At 58.4% G+C, this 21296-nt stretch carries 21 protein-coding genes; 11 read left to right on the top strand and 10 right to left on the bottom strand.

From position 1 onward, the window contains the following. Window positions 1-3: 3 nt before the first annotated feature. The 3 genes from ABLV07_RS19835 to ABLV07_RS19845 are packed head-to-tail and all read left to right on the top strand — an operon-like array spanning window position 4 to window position 4253. On the top strand, window positions 4-1608 hold the full coding sequence (locus tag ABLV07_RS19835; RefSeq protein WP_348853821.1) for an aldehyde dehydrogenase (NADP(+)): 1605 nt from the start codon (window positions 4-6) through the stop codon (window positions 1606-1608). Between the two features lie 15 nt (window positions 1609-1623). Beyond that, complete coding sequence (locus ABLV07_RS19840; protein ID WP_015704301.1) at window positions 1624-3225, top strand: APC family permease; 1602 nt, start codon at window positions 1624-1626, stop codon at window positions 3223-3225. A gap of 11 nt (window positions 3226-3236) precedes the next feature. Further along, window positions 3237-4253 (top strand): Ldh family oxidoreductase, encoded by a 1017-nt coding sequence (locus ABLV07_RS19845; protein WP_047045107.1) that lies wholly within the window; start codon window positions 3237-3239, stop codon window positions 4251-4253. A 206-nt stretch (window positions 4254-4459) separates the two neighbouring features. Here ABLV07_RS19845 and ABLV07_RS19850 read toward each other — a convergent pair whose 3' ends face one another. Then, the gene (locus ABLV07_RS19850) at window positions 4460-5680 is read right to left on the bottom strand and encodes an amino acid deaminase (RefSeq protein WP_047045110.1); all 1221 of its coding nucleotides are present in this window, start codon (window positions 5678-5680) and stop codon (window positions 4460-4462) included. A 43-nt stretch (window positions 5681-5723) separates the two neighbouring features. After that, window positions 5724-5903, bottom strand: a complete 180-nt coding sequence (locus ABLV07_RS19855; RefSeq protein WP_042929906.1) for a hypothetical protein — start codon at window positions 5901-5903, stop codon at window positions 5724-5726. Here ABLV07_RS19855 and ABLV07_RS19860 point away from each other — a divergent pair. The 5 genes from ABLV07_RS19860 (at window position 5881) to ABLV07_RS19880 (ending at window position 10866) form a co-directional block, all read left to right on the top strand. Continuing rightward, entirely contained in the window at window positions 5881-7320 is a 1440-nt protein-coding gene (locus tag ABLV07_RS19860; RefSeq protein WP_047045113.1) for a D-aminoacylase, read from the top strand. The two genes, ABLV07_RS19855 and ABLV07_RS19860, sit on opposite strands and share 23 nt — an antisense overlap. A 10-nt stretch (window positions 7321-7330) precedes the next feature. Continuing rightward, on the top strand, window positions 7331-7723 hold the full coding sequence (locus tag ABLV07_RS19865; RefSeq protein WP_015368415.1) for a RidA family protein: 393 nt from the start codon (window positions 7331-7333) through the stop codon (window positions 7721-7723). Between the two features lie 187 nt (window positions 7724-7910). Continuing rightward, entirely contained in the window at window positions 7911-9398 is a 1488-nt protein-coding gene (locus ABLV07_RS19870; protein WP_015368414.1) for a sodium:solute symporter family protein, read from the top strand. Between the two features lie 9 nt (window positions 9399-9407). After that, entirely contained in the window at window positions 9408-10280 is an 873-nt protein-coding gene (locus ABLV07_RS19875) for a 2-dehydro-3-deoxygalactonokinase (protein ID WP_047045115.1), read from the top strand. Then, window positions 10267-10866 (top strand): 2-dehydro-3-deoxy-6-phosphogalactonate aldolase, encoded by a 600-nt coding sequence (locus tag ABLV07_RS19880; protein WP_047045118.1) that lies wholly within the window; start codon window positions 10267-10269, stop codon window positions 10864-10866. The genes ABLV07_RS19875 and ABLV07_RS19880 overlap by 14 nt, the downstream gene beginning before the upstream one ends. On the opposite strand, the gene ABLV07_RS19885 is transcribed toward ABLV07_RS19880, so the two are convergent. Further along, window positions 10863-11726 (bottom strand): MurR/RpiR family transcriptional regulator, encoded by an 864-nt coding sequence (locus ABLV07_RS19885; RefSeq protein ID WP_015368411.1) that lies wholly within the window; start codon window positions 11724-11726, stop codon window positions 10863-10865. The two genes, ABLV07_RS19880 and ABLV07_RS19885, sit on opposite strands and share 4 nt — an antisense overlap. A 93-nt stretch (window positions 11727-11819) precedes the next feature. Beyond that, entirely contained in the window at window positions 11820-12353 is a 534-nt protein-coding gene (locus ABLV07_RS19890; protein ID WP_032713259.1) for a GNAT family N-acetyltransferase, read from the bottom strand. Between the two features lie 32 nt (window positions 12354-12385). Between ABLV07_RS19890 and ABLV07_RS19895 the strand changes: the two genes are divergently transcribed. Beyond that, complete coding sequence (locus tag ABLV07_RS19895) at window positions 12386-13201, top strand: GNAT family N-acetyltransferase (RefSeq protein WP_058655215.1); 816 nt, start codon at window positions 12386-12388, stop codon at window positions 13199-13201. A 27-nt stretch (window positions 13202-13228) separates the two neighbouring features. Here the strand turns inward: ABLV07_RS19895 and opgB are convergent, their stop codons facing one another. The 6 genes from opgB to ABLV07_RS19925 form a co-directional block, all read right to left on the bottom strand. Next, entirely contained in the window at window positions 13229-15520 is a 2292-nt protein-coding gene (gene opgB, locus ABLV07_RS19900) for a phosphatidylglycerol--membrane-oligosaccharide glycerophosphotransferase (RefSeq protein WP_348853822.1), read from the bottom strand. 256 nt (window positions 15521-15776) lie between these two features. Then, the gene (locus tag ABLV07_RS19905) at window positions 15777-16268 is read right to left on the bottom strand and encodes a DUF2501 domain-containing protein (protein WP_045411694.1); all 492 of its coding nucleotides are present in this window, start codon (window positions 16266-16268) and stop codon (window positions 15777-15779) included. Between the two features lie 65 nt (window positions 16269-16333). Then, a complete protein-coding gene (gene dnaC / locus ABLV07_RS19910; RefSeq protein ID WP_015368406.1) occupies window positions 16334-17071 on the bottom strand; it encodes a DNA replication protein DnaC in 738 nt (245 codons plus the stop codon). A 2-nt stretch (window positions 17072-17073) separates the two neighbouring features. Further along, window positions 17074-17613, bottom strand: coding sequence for a primosomal protein DnaT (gene dnaT / locus ABLV07_RS19915; RefSeq protein WP_015368405.1), 540 nt, complete (start codon window positions 17611-17613; stop codon window positions 17074-17076). A gap of 85 nt (window positions 17614-17698) precedes the next feature. Continuing rightward, entirely contained in the window at window positions 17699-18172 is a 474-nt protein-coding gene (locus ABLV07_RS19920; protein ID WP_015704312.1) for a threonine/serine exporter, read from the bottom strand. Then, entirely contained in the window at window positions 18163-18939 is a 777-nt protein-coding gene (locus tag ABLV07_RS19925) for a threonine/serine exporter ThrE family protein (RefSeq protein WP_015368403.1), read from the bottom strand. Before ABLV07_RS19925 ends, ABLV07_RS19920 begins: the two co-directional genes overlap by 10 nt. Window positions 18940-19209: 270 nt before the next feature. Here ABLV07_RS19925 and pobA point away from each other — a divergent pair, with 270 nt between their 5' ends. Both pobA and ABLV07_RS19935 read left to right on the top strand, forming a co-directional pair. Next, window positions 19210-20394 carry a 4-hydroxybenzoate 3-monooxygenase gene (pobA, locus tag ABLV07_RS19930; protein WP_020079676.1) on the top strand — a complete coding sequence of 395 codons (1185 nt, stop codon included), beginning with the start codon at window positions 19210-19212 and terminating at the stop codon, window positions 20392-20394. Between the two features lie 24 nt (window positions 20395-20418). Continuing rightward, complete coding sequence (locus tag ABLV07_RS19935; protein ID WP_348853825.1) at window positions 20419-21288, top strand: helix-turn-helix domain-containing protein; 870 nt, start codon at window positions 20419-20421, stop codon at window positions 21286-21288. Window positions 21289-21296: the final 8 nt, after the last annotated feature.

Below are 21296 nucleotides of genomic sequence, written 5' to 3' on the forward strand. Positions count from 1 at the left end.
AATATGAATGCATCTCAGACCATGGCGGGACGGCAGTTTATCGCCGGACGCCGTATTGCCAGCGGTGAGGCGACGCTATTGAGCCTGCGGGCGGTGGACGGCGAAGCCACCGGCCACCGCTTTTATCCGGCTTCCTGTGAGGAAGCCGCTCAGGCCGCAGAAGCCGCGCAGGAGGCCTTTGCCGTCTATTCACAAACCACGCCGCAGCAGCGGGCGCGCTTTCTCAACGCCATTGCTGATGAACTGGATGCGCTGGGCGAGGCGTTTTTTGCTATCGCCGGGCAGGAGACCGCGCTGCCGCTGGCGCGGCTACAGGGAGAACGGGCGCGCACCAGCGGCCAGTTGCGGATGTTTGCTGGCGTGATCCTGCGCGGCGATACCTTCGCCGCCCGTATTGATACCGCCTTAGCCGACCGTCAGCCGCTGCCGCGCCCGGACCTGCGCCAGTATCAGCAGGCGTTAGGGCCGGTGGCGGTGTTTGGCGCCAGCAACTTTCCGTTGGCCTTTTCTACCGCTGGCGGCGATACCGCCTCGGCGCTGGCGGCTGGCTGCCCGGTGGTGGTGAAGGCCCATCCGGGCCATATGGCCACCGCCGAGCTGACCGCCGAGGCGATCGTCAGGGCGGTGGTACGGTGCGGTTTACCCGGCGGCGTATTCAATATGATTTTCGGGACCGATATCGGCGCCGAATTGGTCCGTCATCCGGCGATTCAGGCCGTTGGCTTTACCGGTTCGTTGGCCGGCGGTAAGGCGCTGTATCAGCTGGCGCAGCAGCGCCCGCAGCCAATTCCGCTGTTTGCTGAAATGTCGGCGATTAACCCATTGATTATTCTGCCGCAGGCGCTGCAGACGCGGGCCGAGGCGCTGGCAAACGAGCTGGTGGCGTCATTCACCCTCGGCGGCGGCCAGTTCTGTACCCGTCCGGGGCTGATTCTGGCGCTGCGCGGCGCCGGGCTGGAACGCTTTAAGTCGGCGCTGTGCGCGGCGGTAGCGGGCTCCCCGCCGCAGGTGTTGCTCAATGTGCCGACCCTTCAGCACTACCGTCAGGGCGTGGCGGCGCTTGCGGCGCACCCGCGTATCGAGAAGTTGGCGAGCGGCATCGCCGCCGGCGCCGGGCAGGCGCAGACCCTGCTGTGGCAGGCTCAGGTCGAGGATCTGTTGGCGCAGGATACGCTGCTGCAGACCGAAGTTTTCGGCCCGTTATCGCTACTGGTGGAAGTGGACGACGTGGCCCAGCTGCAGGCGGTGGTGAAAGCGCTGCAGGGTCAGCTCACCGCGACGCTGCATGCCGAGGCGGATGACGGCCCGCTGGCGGCGAGCCTTCTACCGCTGCTTTGTGAGAAGGCCGGACGGGTGCTGTTTAACGGTTATCCCACCGGCGTGGAAGTGTGCGATGCGATGGTCCACGGCGGCCCGTGGCCGGCGACCACCGACGCACGCGGGACCTCGGTCGGCAGCCGGGCGATTGAACGCTTTCTGCGCCCGGTCTGTCTGCAGAACGCGCCCGCCGCCCTGTTACCGCCGGCGCTGCAGGATGCGAACCCTTTGAACCTGCTGCGCCTGGTCAACGGCCAGTGGACCCGGGAAGCGATTTCCTCCTCTCATTGACGCAAGGGCATCACCATGACCATTCACTCTACGCATAACAGTCAAACCCGCGTTGCAGAGTCGGGTAAGTTTAAAAAACAGCTGACCCTAACCGATCTCACCTTTATCGGCCTGGGGGCAATTTTCGGCTCCGGATGGTTATTCGCTGCCAGTCACGTCGCATCCATCGCTGGTCCGGCCGGGATCGCATCGTGGGTGATCGGCGGCTTTGCGGTGCTGCTGCTGGGGATTGTCTACTGCGAGCTGGGGGCGGCGCTGCCGCGCGCCGGCGGCATTATTCGCTACCCGGTCTTTTCCCACGGTGAGCTGATGGGCTATCTGCTGGGGTTCATCACCCTGATCGCTTTCTCCAGCCTGATCTCGATTGAAATTGTCGCCGCCCGGCAATATGCCGCCGCCTGGTTTCCGGCGCTGACCCAACCGGGCTCCAGTTCGCCGACGCTGCTGGGGTGGGTGGTGCAGTTCCTGCTGCTCTGTTTCTTCTTTGCGCTTAACTACTACAGCGTTAAGACCTTCGCCCGATCGAACAACTTCATCAGCGTGCTCAAGTTTCTGGTGCCGCTGCTGGTGGTGGTGACGCTGTTCGCCTTCTTTAAACCGGAGAACCTGCACGCTCAGGGGATTGCGCCATTCGGCATGTCCGGGGTGGAAGCGGCGATCAGCGCGGGGGGAATTATCTTCGCTTATCTGGGATTGACGCCGATTATCTCGGTAGCCAGCGAAGTACAAAAGCCGCAGCGCACTATCCCTATTGCGTTGATTTTATCAGTGGTGCTGTCGACGATTATCTACGTGCTGCTGCAGCTGGCGTTCCTTGGCAGTATCCCCACCGAGATGCTGAACGGCGGCTGGGCCGAGGTGAGCAAACAGTTCTCGCTGCCGTATCGCGATATCGCCATTACCCTCGGCATGGGTTGGCTGGCCTTTATGGTGATAAGCGATGCGATTATCTCCCCGAGCGGCACCGGCAATATCTATATGAACGCGACGCCGCGGGTGATCTACGGCTGGGCGAAGGCGGGTACTTTCTTTAAGGCCTTTACCCATATTGATAAAGCGTCCGGGATTCCGCGCCCGGCGCTATGGCTGACCTTTGGGCTGTCGATTTTCTGGACGCTGCCGTTCCCCTCCTGGGAACAGCTCATTAGCGTGGTATCGGCAGCCCTGGTGCTGAGCTACGCCATCGCCCCGGTGACCGCCGCCGGGCTGCGCCGCAACGCGCCGGATCTACCGCGGCCTTTCCGCGTGCGCGCCTTCGGCATCATCGGCCCGGTATCGTTTATGATCTCGGCGCTGATTGTCTACTGGTCCGGCTGGAATACGCTCTCGTGGCTGTTGGGGCTGCAAATCGTGATGTTTGTCGTCTACGTGATGTGCAAAGGTAAGGTGCCGGAACATACCGTGAGCCTGGCGCAGCAGGTGAAGTCTTCGCTGTGGCTGATCGTTTTTTATGCGTTGATTATCCTCTTTTCCTGGCTGGGCAGCTTCGGCGGGCTTAATGTTATCGGTCACCCCTGGGATACGGTGCTGGTGGCGGCGATGTCGTTGGGGATTTACTACTGGGGGGCGCGCAGCTGCCTGCCGCAGGCTAACTTTAGCGGAGACGAAGAAGAGTAAAGGAGAACAGTATGGAGTCGGTAACTCTATCGTTACCTGAAGCTTATGACCTGGCGCTGGAGGTACTCAGCGCCAATGGATTTAGCGCCGACCACGCGGCGGCCATTGCACGTAATGTAGCCGCCGGGGAGCGCGACGGCTGCGCTTCCCACGGCCTGTGGCGGCTGTTGGGCATTGTCGATACCTTGCGTAAAGGTAAGGTATCGCCTGATGCCGAGCCGCAAATCCACGATCAGGCGCCGGCGATTGCGCGGGCGGACGCCGGCGGCGCTTTTTCGCTGCTGGCCTACGAGCGCGCGCTGCCGTTACTGCTGGAGAAGGCGCGGCACAGCGGGATTGCGGCGTTGGCGATTAACCGCTGCGTCCATTTTTCCGCGCTGTTTGCCGATATTGAGCCGTTGACCGAGGCAGGGCTGGTGGGGCTGGCCTGCACGCCAAGCCACGCCTGGGTCGCCCCGGCGGGCGGCACGCGTCCGCTGTTCGGTACCAATCCTATCGCTTTTGGCTGGCCGCGGCGGGACAAACCGCCGTTTATTGTTGATATGGCGACCAGCGCCGCGGCGCGCGGCGAGATCCAGCTGCATCAGCGCGCCGGCAAAGCGCTACCGCAAGGATGGGGGATCGACAGTCAGGGACAGCCAACGACCGATGCCGCAGAGGTGCTGAACGGCGCGATGTTAACCTTTGGCGGCCATAAGGGCTCGGCGCTGGCGGCAATGGTTGAGCTGCTGGCCGGGCCGCTTATTGGCGATATGACCAGCGCCGAATCGCTGGCGTGGGATAACGGCGCGGGAGGTCTCCCCTACGGCGGCGAGCTTATCCTGGCGCTGGATCCGCAGCGCTTTCTCGGCGCGCAGGCACAAGAGCAGCTGGAGCGCGCCGAAACGCTGTTCAATGCGATGCAGGATCAGGGCGCGCGGCTGCCGGGCGAGCGGCGTTTCGCCTGCCGCCAGCAGAGTGAGCGGCAGGGGGTCGCCATCAGCCGTTCATTGCATGATGAGATTTGCGCTTTGCGCCAGGGTGGATAAGGCGCGAAGCGCCGCCACCCGGGACATCCCCCGGCTTGCGCTACGCTTAGCCGGGCTACCGAACGTCGCGGGTTGTGTAGCCGGGGTAAGGCGCGAAGCGCCGCCACTGGGGCATCCCCCTGCTTGCGCTACGCTTAGCCGGCTACCGAACGTCGCGGGTTGTGTAGCCCGGGTAAGGCGCGAAGCGCCGCCACCGGGGATGCCTGTCAAAACAGCGTGTCGAGCTCGTCCAGCACGTTGTAGTCGTCATCGACCAGCAGCAACGTCTTCCACTTATCAAAGGTCAGACAGGGGTGCGAAGTGCCGAACAGCAGAATATCGCCGACCTGCACATCGCTGCCCGGCGCCAGGCGCAGCATGCAGTGCTGATCCATGATGCCGATACTGACGATCGACTCCGCGCGCAGCGCTAACTGCTGGCCGTTACGATAATGGGCGATCGGCTGCGGCAGCCCGGCGTCGAAGGCGCAGTCGCGCTTGCCGAAGTTTACCACCGCGCGATCCGCCTCAGGCACCGATTGCACCATCGCCATCAGCTCCAGCGCTGATGTAAGATCGCCGGCGAGATCGCAGGCAATCGGATCGCGGGCGATCAGCTCTTGTTGTGCGAGATCGTAGATCCCGCGATCGTGGGTGATATAACAGCCAGGGCGGATGACGATACGGCAGCGGCGCGGTTTTGCCGCCGCCAGCCAGATGTTGCACACCACGTCATACCAGACGGTGCCCGCGCCGGTGAGAATAAATTCGCCGTCAACCAGCGGCTCCATGCGGCAGGCAAGCGCCGCGGCCTGTTGTAATAACGCTTCCACCTGCGGTTGTGGATCGTCGCCGTGCAGCACTCCTTCATACAATTCCAGTCCGCGTAGCCGTAACCCCGGCAGGTCGCTTACCCGCTGCGCCAGCGCCAGCGCGTCATCAACGCTACGACAGCCGCAGCGCCCGCCCGGCACGCCAAGTTCAATCAGCACATCCAGCGTTTGTCCCTGGGCGGCGAAGAATGCGGAGAGGGTGCGTACGTTAGCCTCGCTATCGACGCAGCAGATAAAATCCACTGCCCGATAGTGGGCTTTTAGCTGCGCGACCACCTGCATATTGGCCTTGCCGACCAGCTGATTGACCATCAGGACGCGTTGGATGCCGCTGGCCATCGCCGCGCTGGCCTGCCAGGCGCTACCCACGCCAATCCCCCACGCTCCCGCTCGCTGCTGCGCCTGAAAAATCCATGGCGTCATTGTCGTTTTGCCATGCGGCGCCAGCGACACCCCGCGGGCGTCGGCGTAACGCTGCATCCATGAAATATTATTTTCCAGCGCCGACTTTTTTAGCAGCGCGGCGGGTAGACAGACCTCTTCCGCCAGCAGATTAGCCGGCGCGGACATGAGGGCGGATTTGTGCGGGATGAGCGGTGCTGAATGGTATTTCATAACACTATCCTTTCAGGGGTTATAATCGGTTAGTCTCTTGGTATCATTTATAACTATTTGATAAATATATTTTTAATATAAAAATGTTATTCGTTTTGAATAAAAGTATCACAAAATGATCTGGGTTTTGCGTAGTTTTCCACTGTTTTTTGCGCTTGTAAATGGTTAACTTATCGGCATGTCGAAAGGGAGTAATTGCTATGAAAGTTGACTGGCTTTTCAAAAACGTCACGGTGATCGACGGGAGCGGCGGGCCGCAATACCGTGCTGATGTGGCGGTGAAGGGCGACCGAATAATGGCTATCGCCCCGGCGCTGGATGTCGCGGCGGAGCAGGTGATTGATGGCCAGGGGCGGGTACTGGCGCCGGGCTTTATTGATGTGCATACCCATGATGATATCAACGTTATCCGTATGCCTGAGTACTTGCCGAAACTCAGCCAGGGGGTGACGACGGTGATCGTCGGCAACTGCGGGATCAGCGCGGCAACCGCCACCATGCGCGGGGAAGTGCCGGACCCGATGAATCTCCTCGGCGAGCAGCAGCACTTTATCTATCCCACCGTGGAGGCTTATGCCCACGCGGTGGAAGCGGCGCGACCGTCGTTGAACGTCGGCACGCTAATCGGTCACACCGCGCTGCGTAATAACCATATGGACGATCTGTTTCGTCCGGCGAGCGAGACGGAAATCGCCGGCATGCGCGTACAGCTACGCGATGCGCTGCGCCAGGGTGCATTAGGGCTCAGTACCGGGCTGGCCTACGCCAGCGCCTTCCAGTCGACTACCGAAGAGGTGATGGCGCTGGCGGAAGAGCTGGCAGCCGGGAAGGGCGTCTATACCACCCATTTACGTTCAGAGTTTGAGCCGATTCTCGAGGCGTTGGATGAAGCCTTCCGCATCGGCCGCCACGGCAACGTGCCGGTGGTGGTTTCACACCACAAGTGCGCCGGGGCGAAAAACTGGGGGCGTACCAAAGAAACGCTGGCGTTTTTCGATGAGATGCGCCAGCAGCAGGATATCGCCTGCGACTGTTATCCCTACTCCGCCAGCTCGTCGACGCTGGATATGAAACAGGTGACCGATGAGTTTGATATCGTGATCACCTGGTCCGAAGCGCAGCCGGAGCAGGCGGGGAAAACGCTGCAGCAGATCGCCGATGAGTGGCAGGTGAGCCTGCACGACGCCGCGGCGCGGCTGATGCCGGCGGGCGCTATCTACTACAACATGGATGAGCAGGACGTACGGCGAGTGATGCGCTATCCGGTCACCATGATTGGCTCTGACGGGCTGCCGAACGATCCGATGCCGCATCCGCGCCTGTGGGGCGCCTTCCCGCGGGTACTCGGCCACTATAGCCGCGACGAGCAGCTATTCCCGCTGACTACCGCGGTACACAAGATGACCGGGCTGTCGGCGGCGCGCTTCCAGTTGGCGGATCGCGGGCTGGTGAAAATTGGCTACTTTGCCGACCTGGTGCTGTTTGACCCGCAGACGGTGCGCGATGTCGCCAGTTTCTCCGATCCGAAACGACCGGCGGACGGCATTGAGGCGGTGATGGTCAACGGCGTGATGAGCTACGGCAGTGATAAGAAAATTACCGGGCGGGCAGGGCGTTTCCTGCGCCGTCGGATGGACTAAGGAGTTGAGTATGAGTATCAAACGTTATGGCGTAGAAGGCGGTACCGGCACCGGCGGTCAGCATCTGCCGTTTGCCCGCGCGGTGGAAGCCGGCGGCTGGCTATATGTCTCCGGGCAGACGCCGATGAAAAATGGCGAAGTCGTGGAAGGCGGCATCGTCGAACAATCGCGGCTGGCGATCCAGAACTGCGTCGACATCATGAGCGAAGCCGGTTATGGCCTGGCGGACGTGGTACACGTGAAAGTGATCCTCACCGACGCGCGCTATTTCCAGTCGTTCAATAAGGTATTTCGCGAGTTCTTTGGCGATAATCCGCCAGCGCGCATTTGCTGCGTGGCGGACCTGGTGGTGGATTGCAAAGTTGAAGTGGATGTGACCTGTTTTAACGCTGCGCGACAATAACGCCTGACGGCAAAAAAATAATTCCCTCCCTTTCCGGGAGGGATCATCAAAAAAATGTGATATCGGCACCAGAGTGAATAAATAAATCGGTGCCACTGGGTTCGCTATGCCTTTTTTCAGGCATGGTTCCTGTTAACTCATAATATTCAGCGGCACGAATATTATTTATTACGTCTGGATGTGAGCCATGAATAATATGTCATTTATGATTTGGTTTTCCGTTTATGCCTGCGCGATGATTACTTTAGGTTGGTACGTTTCGCGCAAACAGAAAACCGGCGAAGACTTTTTACTTGGCGGTCGTTCGCTGCCGATGATCCTCACTCTCGGTTCGACGGTCGGCACCATGGTGGGGACCGGCTCCAGCGTCGGCGCCGTCGGCTTTGGCTACAGCAACGGCTGGGCCGGGATGCTTTACGGCCTTGGCGGCGCGGTGGGGATCCTGCTGGTGGCATGGTTATTCGCACCGGTACGTAAACTTCGCTTCATGACCATGAGTGAAGAAATGTCGTATTACACCGGCGGCAGTAAAATTATTAAAAACCTCGTCGCGATACTTATTTTTATTGCCTCTATCGGCTGGCTGGGAGCGCATATATTAGGCGGCGGATTATATCTGGCGTGGGCCAGCGGCATTGATATTAATGTCGCGAAAATTATTATCGCGCTGGCTTTTGTGGTTTATGTCGGTATCGGCGGCTATTCCGCGGTGGTGTGGATCGATACCATTCAATCGATCGTGCTGTTCGTCGGCTTTATTTTAATGGCGGTGCTGGCGGTTCATCACGTTGGCGGCTGGAGCCATATTCAGCAGGCCGTCGATCCGGCGGCGCAAAGCCTGTTCGCGGTCGATAAATTAGGCGTGTTGCCGGCGCTATCATTGGCGATGGTGATCGGCGTCGGCGTGCTGGCGACGCCTTCTTATCGCCAGCGTATTTACTCGGCGAAGACCGTCTCCTCGGTGCGCCAGTCCTTTACCATTACCGGCCTGCTGTATCTGGGCTTCTCTTTCCTGCCGGCGATCATCGGTATGGCGGTATGGACCATGAACCCGCAGCTGGAAAACAGCGGCTTCGCTTTCTTGTTTGCCACTCAGGTGCTGCCGCCGGTGCTGGCGATGGCGATCCTGATTGCCGGGATGTCGGCCAATATGTCTTCCGGCAGCTCTGATGCCATCGCCGCGGTGTCCATCATGCTGCGCGACCTCTACACCCTGGTGACCGGCCATATGCCCGCGCCGGAGAAAGCGATTCGCCTGTCGCGGATCTTCCTGGTTCTGGTGATTGCGCTGGCGCTGCTGTTTGCCCTGACCTCCAACGACATCATCAGCTACATCACCAAAATGATCTCGATGATTATGTCCGGGATGTTTATCTGCACCATGCTTGGCCGCTTCTGGAAACGTTTTAACTGGCAGGGCGCGGTCGCCGCGCTGGCCGGCGGCGCCGGGGCATCGGTTGCGGTACTGGTGGATAGCGACTGGCTGGCATTCTGGGGCAACCCGTGTATTCCGGCGGTACTGACGAGCCTGGTGGCTTCGGTGGTGGTGACGTTACTGACCCCGGCCAGCAGCATGAGCCGCGAGCAGGCGCTGGAGATGATTACCCGCGAGCGTGAAAGCCGCCCAACGCCGCCGCCGCTGCCGATTGGCAAACGTCATACCTCACGCGGGTAAGGGGCAATCATGAACGAGTATATTGCCGTCGATTGGGGCTCTACGCAGCTGCGGGCATGGCGGATGCGTGATGGCGAATGCATCGACAAGCTGAAGCTGCCCTGCGGCGTCACGCGCCTGAACGGGCAGCGCGCCGAAGCGGTATTTCAGCAGCAGCTGGCGCCGTGGCGCGGCGACCCCGCGCTGCCGGTGGTGATGGCGGGCATGATCGGCAGCGATGCCGGTTGGCAACCGGTGCCTTATCTGGCCTGCCCGCTGGCGCTGGAGGCGCTCAACGGTCAGTTACATGAGGTGGCGGAAAACGTGTGGATCGTGCCGGGGCTGAAAGTGGCGCAGGCCGCAGATTACGACGTGATGCGCGGTGAAGAAACGCAGCTGCTGGGCGCCTGGCAACTGATGCCCGCGGAGTGTTACGTGATGCCCGGCACCCACTGCAAATGGGTGCAGGTGCAAAACGGCGTGGTGCGCCAGTTCGCCACGGCGATGACCGGCGAACTGCATCACCTGCTGCTTAACCATTCGCTGCTCGGTCAGCAACTGCCTGCGCAGTTGCCGGATGAAGCCGCTTTCGCCCTCGGTATGGAAAAAGGGTTAAATCAGCCGGCGTTATTGTCCGGGCTTTTTAGCGCCCGCGCCGCGCGGGTGTTAGGCGCATTGGCGGCGGCTTCGGTGAGCGATTATCTCTCCGGGCTGTTGATAGGCGCGGAGGTGGCGACCTTTAGCGAACGCTATCGCGCCAGCCGCGTGGTGCTGGTTGGTGAGCACTCGCTCAGTGCCCGTTATCAGCAGGCGATGGCGGCGCGCGGGTTAGCCGTTTCCTGTTGTTCCGGCGAGGCGGCGTTTCTTTCGGGTATAGCGAGGATGATTGATGGACAAGGTTAAACTGGTGGCGATTTTACGCGGTATTCAGCCTGGTGAGGCGGCGGAGCATATCGCCGCACTTATCGAGGCGGGTTTTCGCTATATTGAAATTCCGCTTAACTCGCCGGACTGGCAGCAAAGTATTCCGGCGATGGTGCGCCAGTTTGGCGAGCGGGCGGTGATTGGTGCGGGGACGGTGCTGAAGGTTGAACAGGTTGATTTTCTGGCTGAAGCCGGGGCGAAACTTATCGTGACGCCCAATACGGCCCCGGCGGTGATCCGCCGCGCGGTAGAAAAGGGGATGCTGGTGTGCGCCGGCTGTGCCACGGCCTCCGAGGCGTTTAGCGCGCTGGATGCCGGGGCGCAATGGCTGAAAATCTTTCCGTCATCGGCATTCGGCCCGGACTATATCCGCGCGCTGAAAGCGGTGTTGCCGCCGGAGGTGCCGGTGCTGGCGGTCGGCGGCGTGACGCCGGAAAACCTGCACAGCTGGCGTCAGGCGGGCTGCGCGGGGGCGGGGTTAGGCAGCGATCTCTACCGCGCCGGGCAGCCGTTGGCGCGTACCCGCCAGCAGGCGCAACGCTTTATCGCCGCCTGCGGCGATTAATCGCCGAGCGGCAGTCGGTCGACGCCGTCGCGGTGGTCGTCGAGCGCCAGCTTAATGCGGCGCAGACGGTCTTTCGCCTGCGGTTTATTGGCCATCGCCAGTTCGGTGGCCAGCACATCTACCATCGCCAACATCGCATAGCGTGAAGCGCTGGGCTTGAAAATATAGTCGTTTTCGCTCACCAGCAGCGGTAGCACGATATCGGCCTGCGCCGCCAGTGGCGTTTCCGGCGGGGTAATGGCGACAATTTTCGCCCCGTATTGCCGGGCGATGGCGGCGCTTTCAATCATCTCTTTGGTATAGCCGCCGAGCGACAGCACAATCACCACATCTTTCGCCGTCACCGCCGAACTCATCATGCGTACCAGAAGGCCGTCGCTCTGGCTGACTACCGGCAACCCGAGGCGGAACAGGCGATACTGGATCTCCTGCGCGCAGATGGTCGAACCGCCGCCCATACCCAGCGCAAGCACCTGACGGGCGTCGCTAATCCATTCCACCGCGCGTTTCAGCGCCGCAAGATCCAGCGCCCGGCGGTTGGTTTCCAGTACGCTGATGATCGATTCATAAATTCCCTGTACGCCTTCCAGATCCGGCACATCGAGAATAAAGCGCTGACCAATGGCCAGCGACTGGGCGAGCTTCATTTTCAGTTCGCGTACGTCTTTACAGCCCAGCGCACGAGCAAAGCGCGTCACCGATGCCTGGCTGGTGTCGGTCAGGCGCGCCAGTTCGGCAATCGGCATTTCCGCCGCGGCGGCGACGTCGTCGAGAATAAACTGCGCAATACGCTTTTCGGTCGCGGTCAGCGCCATAAAGCGGTCGGTGATGCAGGAGATGATATCGATCGAGTAGGCCATTCCGGGTATCAGGTTATGTATTAGGTTATGTATTGGGAATGGTACTTTGTACCATATGCCGGTGACAAAATCAGCGCGGCGCCTCTCGCGGCGCTAAAAATCAAGGCGCATCGCGCAGCGGGTTTCCGCCGTCAGGCCGTGCTCCGTTTCCAGCGCGCGTTTCGCCGCCAGCCCTTCGGGTAGGTGCAGTTCATTGAGGATGGTGAAGCCCAGCCGGGTATAAAATGGCGCGTTCCACGGCACCTCGCGAAAGGTGGTGAGCGTCACCGCCGGGAAGCCGTCGCGGCGGGCGTTGTCGATAGTTTGGCTAAGCAGGGCGCGGCCAATACCCTGGCCCTGCCACTGCTGATGGACAGAGATTTCTACAATAAACAGGGCATCGTCCAGCGGCTCGCTCAGCAGGAAACCGACGGGTCCGTGGTCAGCGAGCGCCAGCAGGCTATGGCCGGTTTCCAGGTATTGCCGGTGCTGTTCAACGCTCATTACCGGGCTTTCCGCCAGCCAGGCGAAAGCGGGTATGCGCGCAAAGGATTGTGCCGCCGAACGTTCCAGCGCGGGCAGCAGCGGCAGATCGCCTTCTTCAGTCAGGCGAAAAGTGATGGTGGGGTTTATAGTGTTAGTTTTCATCGCCTCAGCATAGCAGCCTCAGGGAGAAATGCATGGAGTTCACCGCCGTTCCTGCCGTCCAGTTTAGCGGCGCGCAGTTGACTACGATTTTGAATGACTGCTTTGCCGATTATCTGGTGCCGGTGTCGATGTCGGTAGATCTGTTTGTACAGCGCTTTAGCGCCGAAGGGTTAAACCTGTTGCAGTCTAAGGTGTGGCTGGCAGGAGATGAACCGGCGGCTATCGGGCTCATCGCTCGCCGCGGGCGCGATGCGCGGCTGGCGGCTTTTGCTATTCATCCCGGCTTTCGCGGCAAAGGACGAGGGCGACAATTGATGACCTCGCTTATCGCCGATTTACGCGCTCAGGGCGTACAGCGAATGTGGCTGGAGGTGATCCGCGATAATCACCGGGCGGTGGCGCTGTATCAGTCATTGGGCTTTACCGTGCGTCACGGGCTGTGCGGCTATCTCAGCGCGGGGCAAGCGGAGCCGCGTGAATCCAGCCTGGATGAGTATGATTTGCTGAGCCTGCTGCGTCATGCAAGCCTGGAGCTGGAAGGGCAACTGCCGTGGCTGCTGGATCCGCTGACCTTTATTACCTTGCCCTGTCGGGCGTTGACGCTGCATCAGCAGGCCTTCGCCGTACTGGCGACCACCGCCAGTAAGCCGCAGCTACAGTTTTTATGGCTGACGCCGGCGGCGCGCGGACGCGGGCTGGGGCGGGAAATGCTGCTCGCGCTGGCTCAACAATTTCCGGGATTAAGCACTTCGGTGACCATCCCGGAAACCTTCACGCCGCTATTTAAATCGGCGGGCTATGCGCCGCTGGCGCTGCAGCAGTACGAGATGTGCCTGCCGTTGAACTAGCCCGGCAGCGGAGCCGGGCCGTAGGTGTTAGCCTTCGCGGCCGACGATTTTAATATCCACCATGCCAATGCCTAACTGGCGCGGCGCGTGGCCGACAATATTGCCTTCGTTGGTGGACTGCGGCTCCGGCGGAGTGATTGTTAAGGTGTTGCTGCGCGCCGGATTGTCGAAATGCAGCGTCGTCGTGGTCACTTCATTGGCTAAAGTAAGTACTTGCTCGCTTTTCCCGACGCGCACCGGTATTGGCTGGTTGGCGTTCGGGCCGAAGGCTTTGGCGGTGATCACCAGATCGAATTTTTCCGGTAGCGGTTCTTTATATTCAATCTTCACCTCGTCACCGAGTTGGGCATTAGACCAGCGTCCCCACAGCTCAGGCCGCGAGATGCCGCTGAACTGTTTGACCTCTTCCGGCGCGCCGGCGACATTAAACACAAAGCTATCGGCTTTGTAGCGAATATCGTTATCGACAATTTTCAACGTATCGACGTTGCCTTTATAGCGCTCCATATCAATGACGGTATCTTTAAAGGCGGTTTTGCCCTGCCACTGCGGCTTATCGACATGCTGTACTTTTTGTTCGCCGCCCAGTTGACCCTGAGAGACGCACCAGTCGGTGGACAGCGCCAGTTCCGGCCGCCACAGTTGGCCCATCTTGTAGCAGCGGTCGACCCATACGAAGTTGTCGCGCGGGGCGAAATCCGCCAGTTGGAAGCGTAGCGGCGCGGAATATTCGCTTTCCGGAATCGGCTCGACGCGCTGATCAGAGACCCGCAGCAGCAGCGGCAGACGGAAGTGGCTACCGGAGAATGCGATCATGTTCTTCTGCGAGTCGATGCTGAAATTCTTAATCTCTTTCGGGAAATTCCACAGACGAATGACATCTGGTTTCCATGCCAGCACTTTCTCTTTCATGTTCATGAAGATAGTGGAGAGCGACTCTGCGGAAAGGCTGCTGCGGCCGAGGCCGATATAGTTATCGCCGCCGAGAATATCCAACACCGTTGCGCCGTTATCCATGGTATTACGCTTCACGGCCAGCACATCCTGTTGAGGCTGGTCGCCGCGCAGGATAAAGAACAGGTTGCTGCGATCCTGTTTGTTCAGATAATCCCAGGCGGTGTTCTTCATCGCCAGATGATCGGACGAAACCACGATGACCGTATTTTTGAAGTACGGCGAGGCCTTAATCTTTTCAATCAGCGCGGCGATGTGCTCCTGGCTACAGGCCACGGCGCTGAAGGAGAGGTTCTTTTTGCCATCCATGTCATAGCGTTTACGCTCGCAGGTGCGTGAGATAAAGCCGTCAGGGTGGTGGGTATCGACGGTGAGAGCGAACAGCGAAAAGCGTTTGCCGGATTGGGAGAGCGCTTCGAACTTTTTCCACGTTTCGTCGAGCACGGTGTCGTCGTAGAAGCCCCAGTCGTTGCGGTAGGACGGGTCAGCCACCGTTGTTTTCAGCTCTTCCGCGCCGTACAGGTGATCGAAGCCGTGAGATTTGAGGAAAACGTCTTTACCAGCAAAACGCAGGTTGGCGCCCTGCACAAAGTAGTTTTCGTAACCGGAGTTTTTCAGGATATCGCCAAGACAGATATTTTGCGGAAAGAAGCTGGATACCGCCGCGGAAGCGTTGCCTTCGAACGGCGCGAACAGCGGAATACCGCACTGGGAAGCGACCATGCCGGCGATGGTGTAATCGGTGCCGGGAAGCTGCGCGGTGTTGCTGAAATCCAGCCCTTCGCTTTTGATTTTACCCAGTTCCGGCGTTAGTTCGGGGAAAGCCTCGTTATTGAAATAGGTGCGTTCCAGGCTCTCGCCGTAGATATAGACCAGATTCAGCTGCGGATTGTTGATGCTTTTCGACGGCTCTTTGTAGTAAGCCGTGAAGTCCGGATCGCCGTCTCGGGATTGCGATTTCACGAGTTCGGTGATTTGACGGAACGCCGGGCTGGCGTCGACGGAGGCCAGCGCCAGTACCAGCGCAATCAGGCTGTAGCCAAAGTGATGCGGATGATGCCGGCGACGGCGTAATATCCAGCCGAGAGCGCCAAATACGGCGACCAGCGCCAGCACCAGACCGATACCCGGCAGAATATATTTACTGACGCCCGCGCCGGTCAGGCTGTTGGTCAGGGTATAGAGTACCGCATCGTTAATACCGTCGCCGGTGAAGTAGTCGCTGGCGTACAGGGTGATATTAAGCACAACAAACAGCCCCAACACCGCCAGGGTGGCAGAGAACCACCAGGTGTTGCGACCGGCTTTCCAGGCATAGATCACCACCGAGGCGAGAAACAAGGCGATGGATAACAACTCTGACACAGCTAACCCTCGTATGCGCCAGCGGCGGGCTGGCCGGATAGATCGATTTTCACGCTACACTGTAATGGCAGCGCCTTTCTGCTGCAATTGTAGTGTCATGAAAGTGTGCTGTGATTCAGAATTGGTTTAGAAAGCGTCTTTTTTGTACGATGTCTCATCCTGTCGTCCCGGGGAAAACAGGAGCAGAAAAGTAAAAATAGCGATTGCGGCCGCGCTGGCAACGCTAAAGCGCCAAACGCGGCATCGGCGGGGAAATTTAAGAGAGGAAGTTAACGCCCTGTTTCAGTACCAGGTCACAGGCTTTGGTCTTCACTTTTTCAGCCAGCGGGCTGCTGCCCAGGGTGTTGAGATTCAACTGCTGGCCGTTATTACTGCTCAGCAATCCCTGTAGCCCTTCCAGATAACCGGTATCCTGTTTCTGTTTCTCCGGCGTGCTCAGGCCAAGCTTATCCAGTACCTGGTTTTTAACGTTGTCGGCGTTGGTGACCGAGGTCAGTTTTTTTTGCGCGCAATAAGAGAGAACGCCGGCGGCATTGTTCATGCTGCTGGAGGTGAGCGCCTGGTTGCCGCCGTTGAGCAGGCTGGTTAAGGACGACATCGACATACCGCCGCCGCTTTGCTGGGAACTGCTGCCGAGCTGGCTGGCGGCGCTATTGAGCGAGTCCTGCCAGGAGGCGGCGTAGGTAGGGGCCGCCATCAACGCGCCGGCTGCGATAGCGGCGCAAAAAGCTGTCTGCAAAGATTTCATAAACGTACTCTTCGTCGTTACTTAAGAATCTCTTCAGTATAACGCCGCTTGCGCTCGGAAATCTCTCAATACTCTTTACCGGTAACGCGATCGCGGTAGCTATCCCAGGTGAAATTCACCCACAGGCTATTGCCGAGGCGCATGCGATCCATAACGCGTTCGCCGAGCAGTTTGTTCATTTCATCCATGGTACTGTTAGTCAGCATGCCGGTTGGGCGTTTCGAGGAGGAGCGACGATCGACAATCTGGTTGATAATCACTTTCTCGTAGCGTGATTCGGTTTGCATACCGATTTCGTCGATAACCAGCAGATCGACCCGGCTCAGGTCGCTGAGCAGTTGCTCTTCGCTGGTTTCCCGATTACCAAAGGTATCTTTCATCGCCGACATAATATCGGCGACGGTGATGATTAATACCGATTTACCGCGCAGCAGCAGCTCGTTGCAGATAGCGGCGGCAAGATGATTTTTACCGGTGCCCGGCTTGCCGGAGAAGATGAAGCTCGCAATATTGCCGTCAAACTCTTCAACGTACTGGCGGGCGCGGGATAGGGCGATCATCTGCCCATCGTTTTCGACCCGGTAATTATCGAATGAACAGTTCTGATGTAATGGACGGATCCCGGAGCGATTAAAGGTGCGCTGCATTTTCATCGCCCGATTTTCCCGCTCCAGCGCCTCTGAACGCAGCCTACCTTGCTCTTTTTGCCAGGCCAACAGCTCTTCGCCGGTTTTAAACGCCGGTTGCACGTGGGCTGGCATCATTTTTTGCAGGCGCTTCATGAGATCGCCAACGTTTTTCATGCTCATCCTCGGAAACCTCGCGGGATCTGGTTATCGGGTTCGCTAATAGCGTTCACATCGCGCTTCGGCTGCCCGCCGTTGCTGGCGCGGCCGATTTGCACGCTACGCGCCAGCTTCTGCTGCCACTGCACGTGGTGGAAAACTTTGCCTTCCGCCTGCCAGTAGGCGACGAAGGCGGCCAGTTCTTCCGGGGTGACCGGCTGCGTCAGGGCGATACCCCACAGCGCCGCCAGACGCTGAAAATCGGCATCCGGCTGCCAGCCGGCATACATGGCGAATTTTCCCATCGGCACGGCGACGGGCGCGGCGCTCGGCTCGTCAAAGAACTGCGCATCCAGCGCGATATCGCTGGTGGGGCGCGCCAGTTTAGCTTCCAGCTCCAGCAGCTGCGCCAGGCGCTCCGGCGTCAGCGCGTAAAACGCCGGGGCGTTATTGGCAAATACGGCGACGGCGCCGCTGGCTGATTTTTGCAGCCTGGCCGCGTGGTTCTCGACGAAATCGTCAAGACCGCAAAAGTCGGTGGTTAAAATTCGTGAAGACATAACGCTATCTCAACTCTGAACAGCAAAGAGTGGGGGAATTGCTGACATAGTAGCATAGTGCGAGGCCAGGAAGCAGCGCTGCCGGTTACACGCGCGGGCGTTTGCGATAGAGCCACAGACCGGGAATAGACAGCCCGATAGAGAGCGCCCCGACGATGGAGGAGGCTTTTAAAAAGTTGCTCAACAGCATAATCATCATCTCTTCGGAGTAACCAAAATGGCTGATTTTGACGGCTGAGATCATCGCCGTATAGGCCGAAATACCCGGAAACATTGGGATCACCGCGGCGACGGTAAATATCTTCGGATGCGCCAGATACCAGCGCGACCACTGAATGCCGATACTGCCGACCAGTAACGCGGCGAGAAAGGTAGCCCATTCTATATTGAAGCCTGCGCTCATCATCACCATCCGCGAGCCGTGGCCGATAGCGCCCAGTAACGCGCACCAACGCAGCGCGCGCTGTGGGACGTTGAACACCATCGCAAAGCCGACAGCAGGGATGGCCGCCAGCGCCATATCCTGCGCCAGGTCGAAAAGATAAGAGATTATGCCCATCCGCGTAGCCCCCACATGGTCATTGCCATTACCACCCCGATACAGGTCGCCAGCGTCAGCAGGCTGGCGATCGCCCAGCGAGCCAGCCCGGTATTGATATGGCCCTTGAACATATCGGCCACGGCGTTAATTAACGGAAAGCCGGGAACCAGCAACAGCACGCTAGCGGCCATGGCGATAGTCGGCGTCTCGCTAAATGCCGGCAGACGCAGCATTAGCCCGGAAATGGTGGTGGCGACGAAGGCGGTAATGCAGAAATTAATCTGCGGATGCATGGAACGGTGGGTTAGCAGCTGGCGAATATACATGGCGACGGTACTGGCGAAGAAGGTAACCACCGCGCCATCCCAACCGCCGTTGTTCAATTTACAAAAGCAGGCGCAGGAGAGGCCGACCATTAATACCAGTAGCCAGCGCGGGTAGCGTAAGGGTTTGATCTGCGAGAAGCGCTTCTCGACGTCTTTGTAATCCAACAGCTTATGTTCGGCCATGATCACAATATGCTGTACCTCCGTCACCACATGCATGTTGATTCCGCGATCGCTGTTTTTACGCGTGGAGGTGAGACATTCGCCGTCTTTAATCGTGGTGAGCACAATCGCGTTGGAGGAGATAGCGCTTTCAACGCTATCCATACCTAACGCCCGCCCGAGGCGGGTAGAAAGCTCCTCAACCAGCGCGCTTTCCGCACCGTGCTGGAGTAAGTAAAGGGCACACTGGATGCACAACCGGGTGACGGCGCGCTGCTCTGATTTATCTGCCTGCATAAGTACCTGCTGTCCGCGTCTCTATTGATACTTGTACCTGAACTTCACCCCGGTGTGCGGCGTGCGGGATCAAACTATGTGCAAAAATTGCTCCATCAATAGCGTTGGCTGAAATTTGAACCGCACCACACTTTCGTCACTTCGTTGGAAAGTGCAATTTTTACCGCCATTCATCCCTTCTTTTTCCCGTTTGAGTTATCAAAAATGCATCCATGAACTTTTAGTAAACAAAAAATAAACAAATAATTAACCTTTGAGAGCGAGTACCCCATGAGAACACAGGTTGCCATTATTGGCGCGGGCCCTTCGGGGCTACTGTTAGGCCAACTGCTGCATAACGCTGGTATTCATACCGTCATCCTTGAGCGTCAGAGCGCGGAATATGTGCTGGGACGTATACGGGCGGGGATCCTCGAAAACGGTACCGTCGAGCTACTGCGCGAAGCGGGGGTGGCAAAGCGGATGGATGCGGAAGGGCTGGTTCATCATGGCGTGGAGTTTTTATTTGAAGGCCAGCGGGTACCGGTACCGCTCAGCGAGTTGACCGACGGTAAAAGCGTGATGGTCTACGGCCAGACCGAAGTCACCCGTGACCTGATGGCGGCAAGACGCGACAGCGGCGCGCCGATTATTTATGGCGTTAGCGAGGTGGCAATCGAGGATGTTAAGAGCGACCGACCGGTGGTCTCTTACGTGAGCGGCGGCGAAAAGTGTCGCCTGGAGTGCGATTTTATTGCCGGTTGCGATGGTTTCCACGGCGTTTCGCGGCAAAGCATTCCACGTGACATTCTCAAAGAGTATGAAAGCGTGTGGCCGTTTGGCTGGTTAGGTTTGCTGGCGGACACGCCGCCGGTAAATCCGGAGCTGATTTACGCCCATCACGAACGGGGATTTGTATTATGTAGTCAGCGCTCACTCACTCGCAGCCGCTATTATCTGCAGGTGCCGTTAAGCGATAACGTCTCAGCATGGTCAGATGAACGCTTCTGGAATGAGTTAAAGCGGCGTCTGCCGGAGGATCTGGCAAGTAAGTTAGTGACTGGTCACTCACTTGAGAAAAGCATTGCGCCGCTGCGCAGCTATGTCGTCGAGCCGATGCAGTATGGCCGGCTATTTCTGGTCGGCGATGCTGCGCATATCGTACCGCCAACCGGCGCGAAGGGGCTTAATCTGGCGGCGTCGGATGTCAATTATTTATGGCGGATCCTGCGCGAGTATTATCGCCATGGCCGTGCGGACCTGCTTGCGAGCTATTCGCGCTTCGCTCTCGACCGCGTATGGAAAGGTGAAAGATTCAGCTGGTTTATGACTCGCCTGCTGCATGACTTCCCTGAACAAAGTGATTTCGATAAAAAAATGCAGTCCGCCGACCGCCGCTACTATCTGGGGTCTCGCGCAGGGCTGACGACGATTGCCGAAAATTATGTGGGTTTGCCGATGGAGCAGGTAACGTAACGGCTAACGAAAACCGGAGATGCCATGTCGACCGCAAGTACGATCCCTGTTTTTAAATTATATGGCGAAGAGCGCGGTTGGCCGACGCCAGATCTGCTGCATTGTGAATCCATTTTGCAGCGCAGCAGCCTTTATGAGTGGCATATCCGCGTGCATCAACATGCCGAAATGGTGCAGCTATTGTATCTGCACAAGGGGCGCGCTGAAATCGAAGTTGAGGGCGCGACGAGGGTCATGACCGAAGCCTGTATTCAGGTTGTGCCGGCATTATGCATTCATGGCTTCCGTTTTTCTCCCGGTACTCAGGGATTTGTCCTGTCGCTTTCACTGCCGCTGCTGAGCCGCTTTGAACGCCAGTTTGGTCGAACGCTTGATGTGCTATCACAGCCGCAGTGCGTGGCGGTAAAACGCTCACGCGGCCATATTCACTCGCTGTTTACCGCTTTGCGTGAAGAGTACTGTGAGGAGCATGATGCGCGAGAAATGATGCTGCATTCGCTGCTGGGGGCGTTATTGGTATGGTTGAATCGTCAGTGCCAGCCGACACCGATAGCAGAAGACAAAGCCGAACGTAAACGTAGCGTTATGCGCCATTTTTCCCGCCTGATTGAAAGTCATTACCGGGAACATTTGCCGCTGGCTGAATATGCAAAGCTAGTGGGGCTTTCCACAACGCATTTAAATTATTTGTGTCGTGAATTTCATGGCTGCAGCGCATTAGGCGTCTTACATCGACGCTTAATGTTAGAAGCGCGGCGTAACCTGCAATATACCAGCATGACCATCACACAACTTTCTGATTATTTAGGGTTTACTGACGCTGCTTATTTTTCGAGATTCTTTCGGCGATATAATGGCGTCTCGCCAAAAGCATTTAGGAAAGAAATTAAATAAGTTATTTA

The sequence above is a fragment of the Klebsiella sp. CN_Kp097 genome, from assembly GCF_040064495.1.
Classification (GTDB): Bacteria; Pseudomonadota; Gammaproteobacteria; order Enterobacterales; family Enterobacteriaceae; genus Klebsiella; species Klebsiella aerogenes.

Coding starts and splice junctions, on each gene's coding strand:
- ABLV07_RS19835 (WP_348853821.1), top strand. CDS start 4: ATGAATGCATCTCAGACCATGGCGGGACGGCAGTTTATCGCCGGACGC.
- ABLV07_RS19840 (WP_015704301.1), top strand. CDS start 1,624: ATGACCATTCACTCTACGCATAACAGTCAAACCCGCGTTGCAGAGTCG.
- ABLV07_RS19845 (WP_047045107.1), top strand. CDS start 3,237: ATGGAGTCGGTAACTCTATCGTTACCTGAAGCTTATGACCTGGCGCTG.
- ABLV07_RS19850 (WP_047045110.1), bottom strand. CDS start 5,680: ATGAAATACCATTCAGCACCGCTCATCCCGCACAAATCCGCCCTCATG.
- ABLV07_RS19860 (WP_047045113.1), top strand. CDS start 5,881: ATGAAAGTTGACTGGCTTTTCAAAAACGTCACGGTGATCGACGGGAGC.
- ABLV07_RS19865 (WP_015368415.1), top strand. CDS start 7,331: ATGAGTATCAAACGTTATGGCGTAGAAGGCGGTACCGGCACCGGCGGT.
- ABLV07_RS19870 (WP_015368414.1), top strand. CDS start 7,911: ATGAATAATATGTCATTTATGATTTGGTTTTCCGTTTATGCCTGCGCG.
- ABLV07_RS19875 (WP_047045115.1), top strand. CDS start 9,408: ATGAACGAGTATATTGCCGTCGATTGGGGCTCTACGCAGCTGCGGGCA.
- ABLV07_RS19880 (WP_047045118.1), top strand. CDS start 10,267: ATGGACAAGGTTAAACTGGTGGCGATTTTACGCGGTATTCAGCCTGGT.
- ABLV07_RS19885 (WP_015368411.1), bottom strand. CDS start 11,726: ATGGCCTACTCGATCGATATCATCTCCTGCATCACCGACCGCTTTATG.
- ABLV07_RS19890 (WP_032713259.1), bottom strand. CDS start 12,353: ATGAAAACTAACACTATAAACCCCACCATCACTTTTCGCCTGACTGAA.
- ABLV07_RS19895 (WP_058655215.1), top strand. CDS start 12,386: ATGGAGTTCACCGCCGTTCCTGCCGTCCAGTTTAGCGGCGCGCAGTTG.
- ABLV07_RS19905 (WP_045411694.1), bottom strand. CDS start 16,268: ATGAAATCTTTGCAGACAGCTTTTTGCGCCGCTATCGCAGCCGGCGCG.
- dnaC (WP_015368406.1), bottom strand. CDS start 17,071: ATGAAAAACGTTGGCGATCTCATGAAGCGCCTGCAAAAAATGATGCCA.
- dnaT (WP_015368405.1), bottom strand. CDS start 17,613: ATGTCTTCACGAATTTTAACCACCGACTTTTGCGGTCTTGACGATTTC.
- ABLV07_RS19920 (WP_015704312.1), bottom strand. CDS start 18,172: ATGGGCATAATCTCTTATCTTTTCGACCTGGCGCAGGATATGGCGCTG.
- ABLV07_RS19925 (WP_015368403.1), bottom strand. CDS start 18,939: ATGCAGGCAGATAAATCAGAGCAGCGCGCCGTCACCCGGTTGTGCATC.
- pobA (WP_020079676.1), top strand. CDS start 19,210: ATGAGAACACAGGTTGCCATTATTGGCGCGGGCCCTTCGGGGCTACTG.
- ABLV07_RS19935 (WP_348853825.1), top strand. CDS start 20,419: ATGTCGACCGCAAGTACGATCCCTGTTTTTAAATTATATGGCGAAGAG.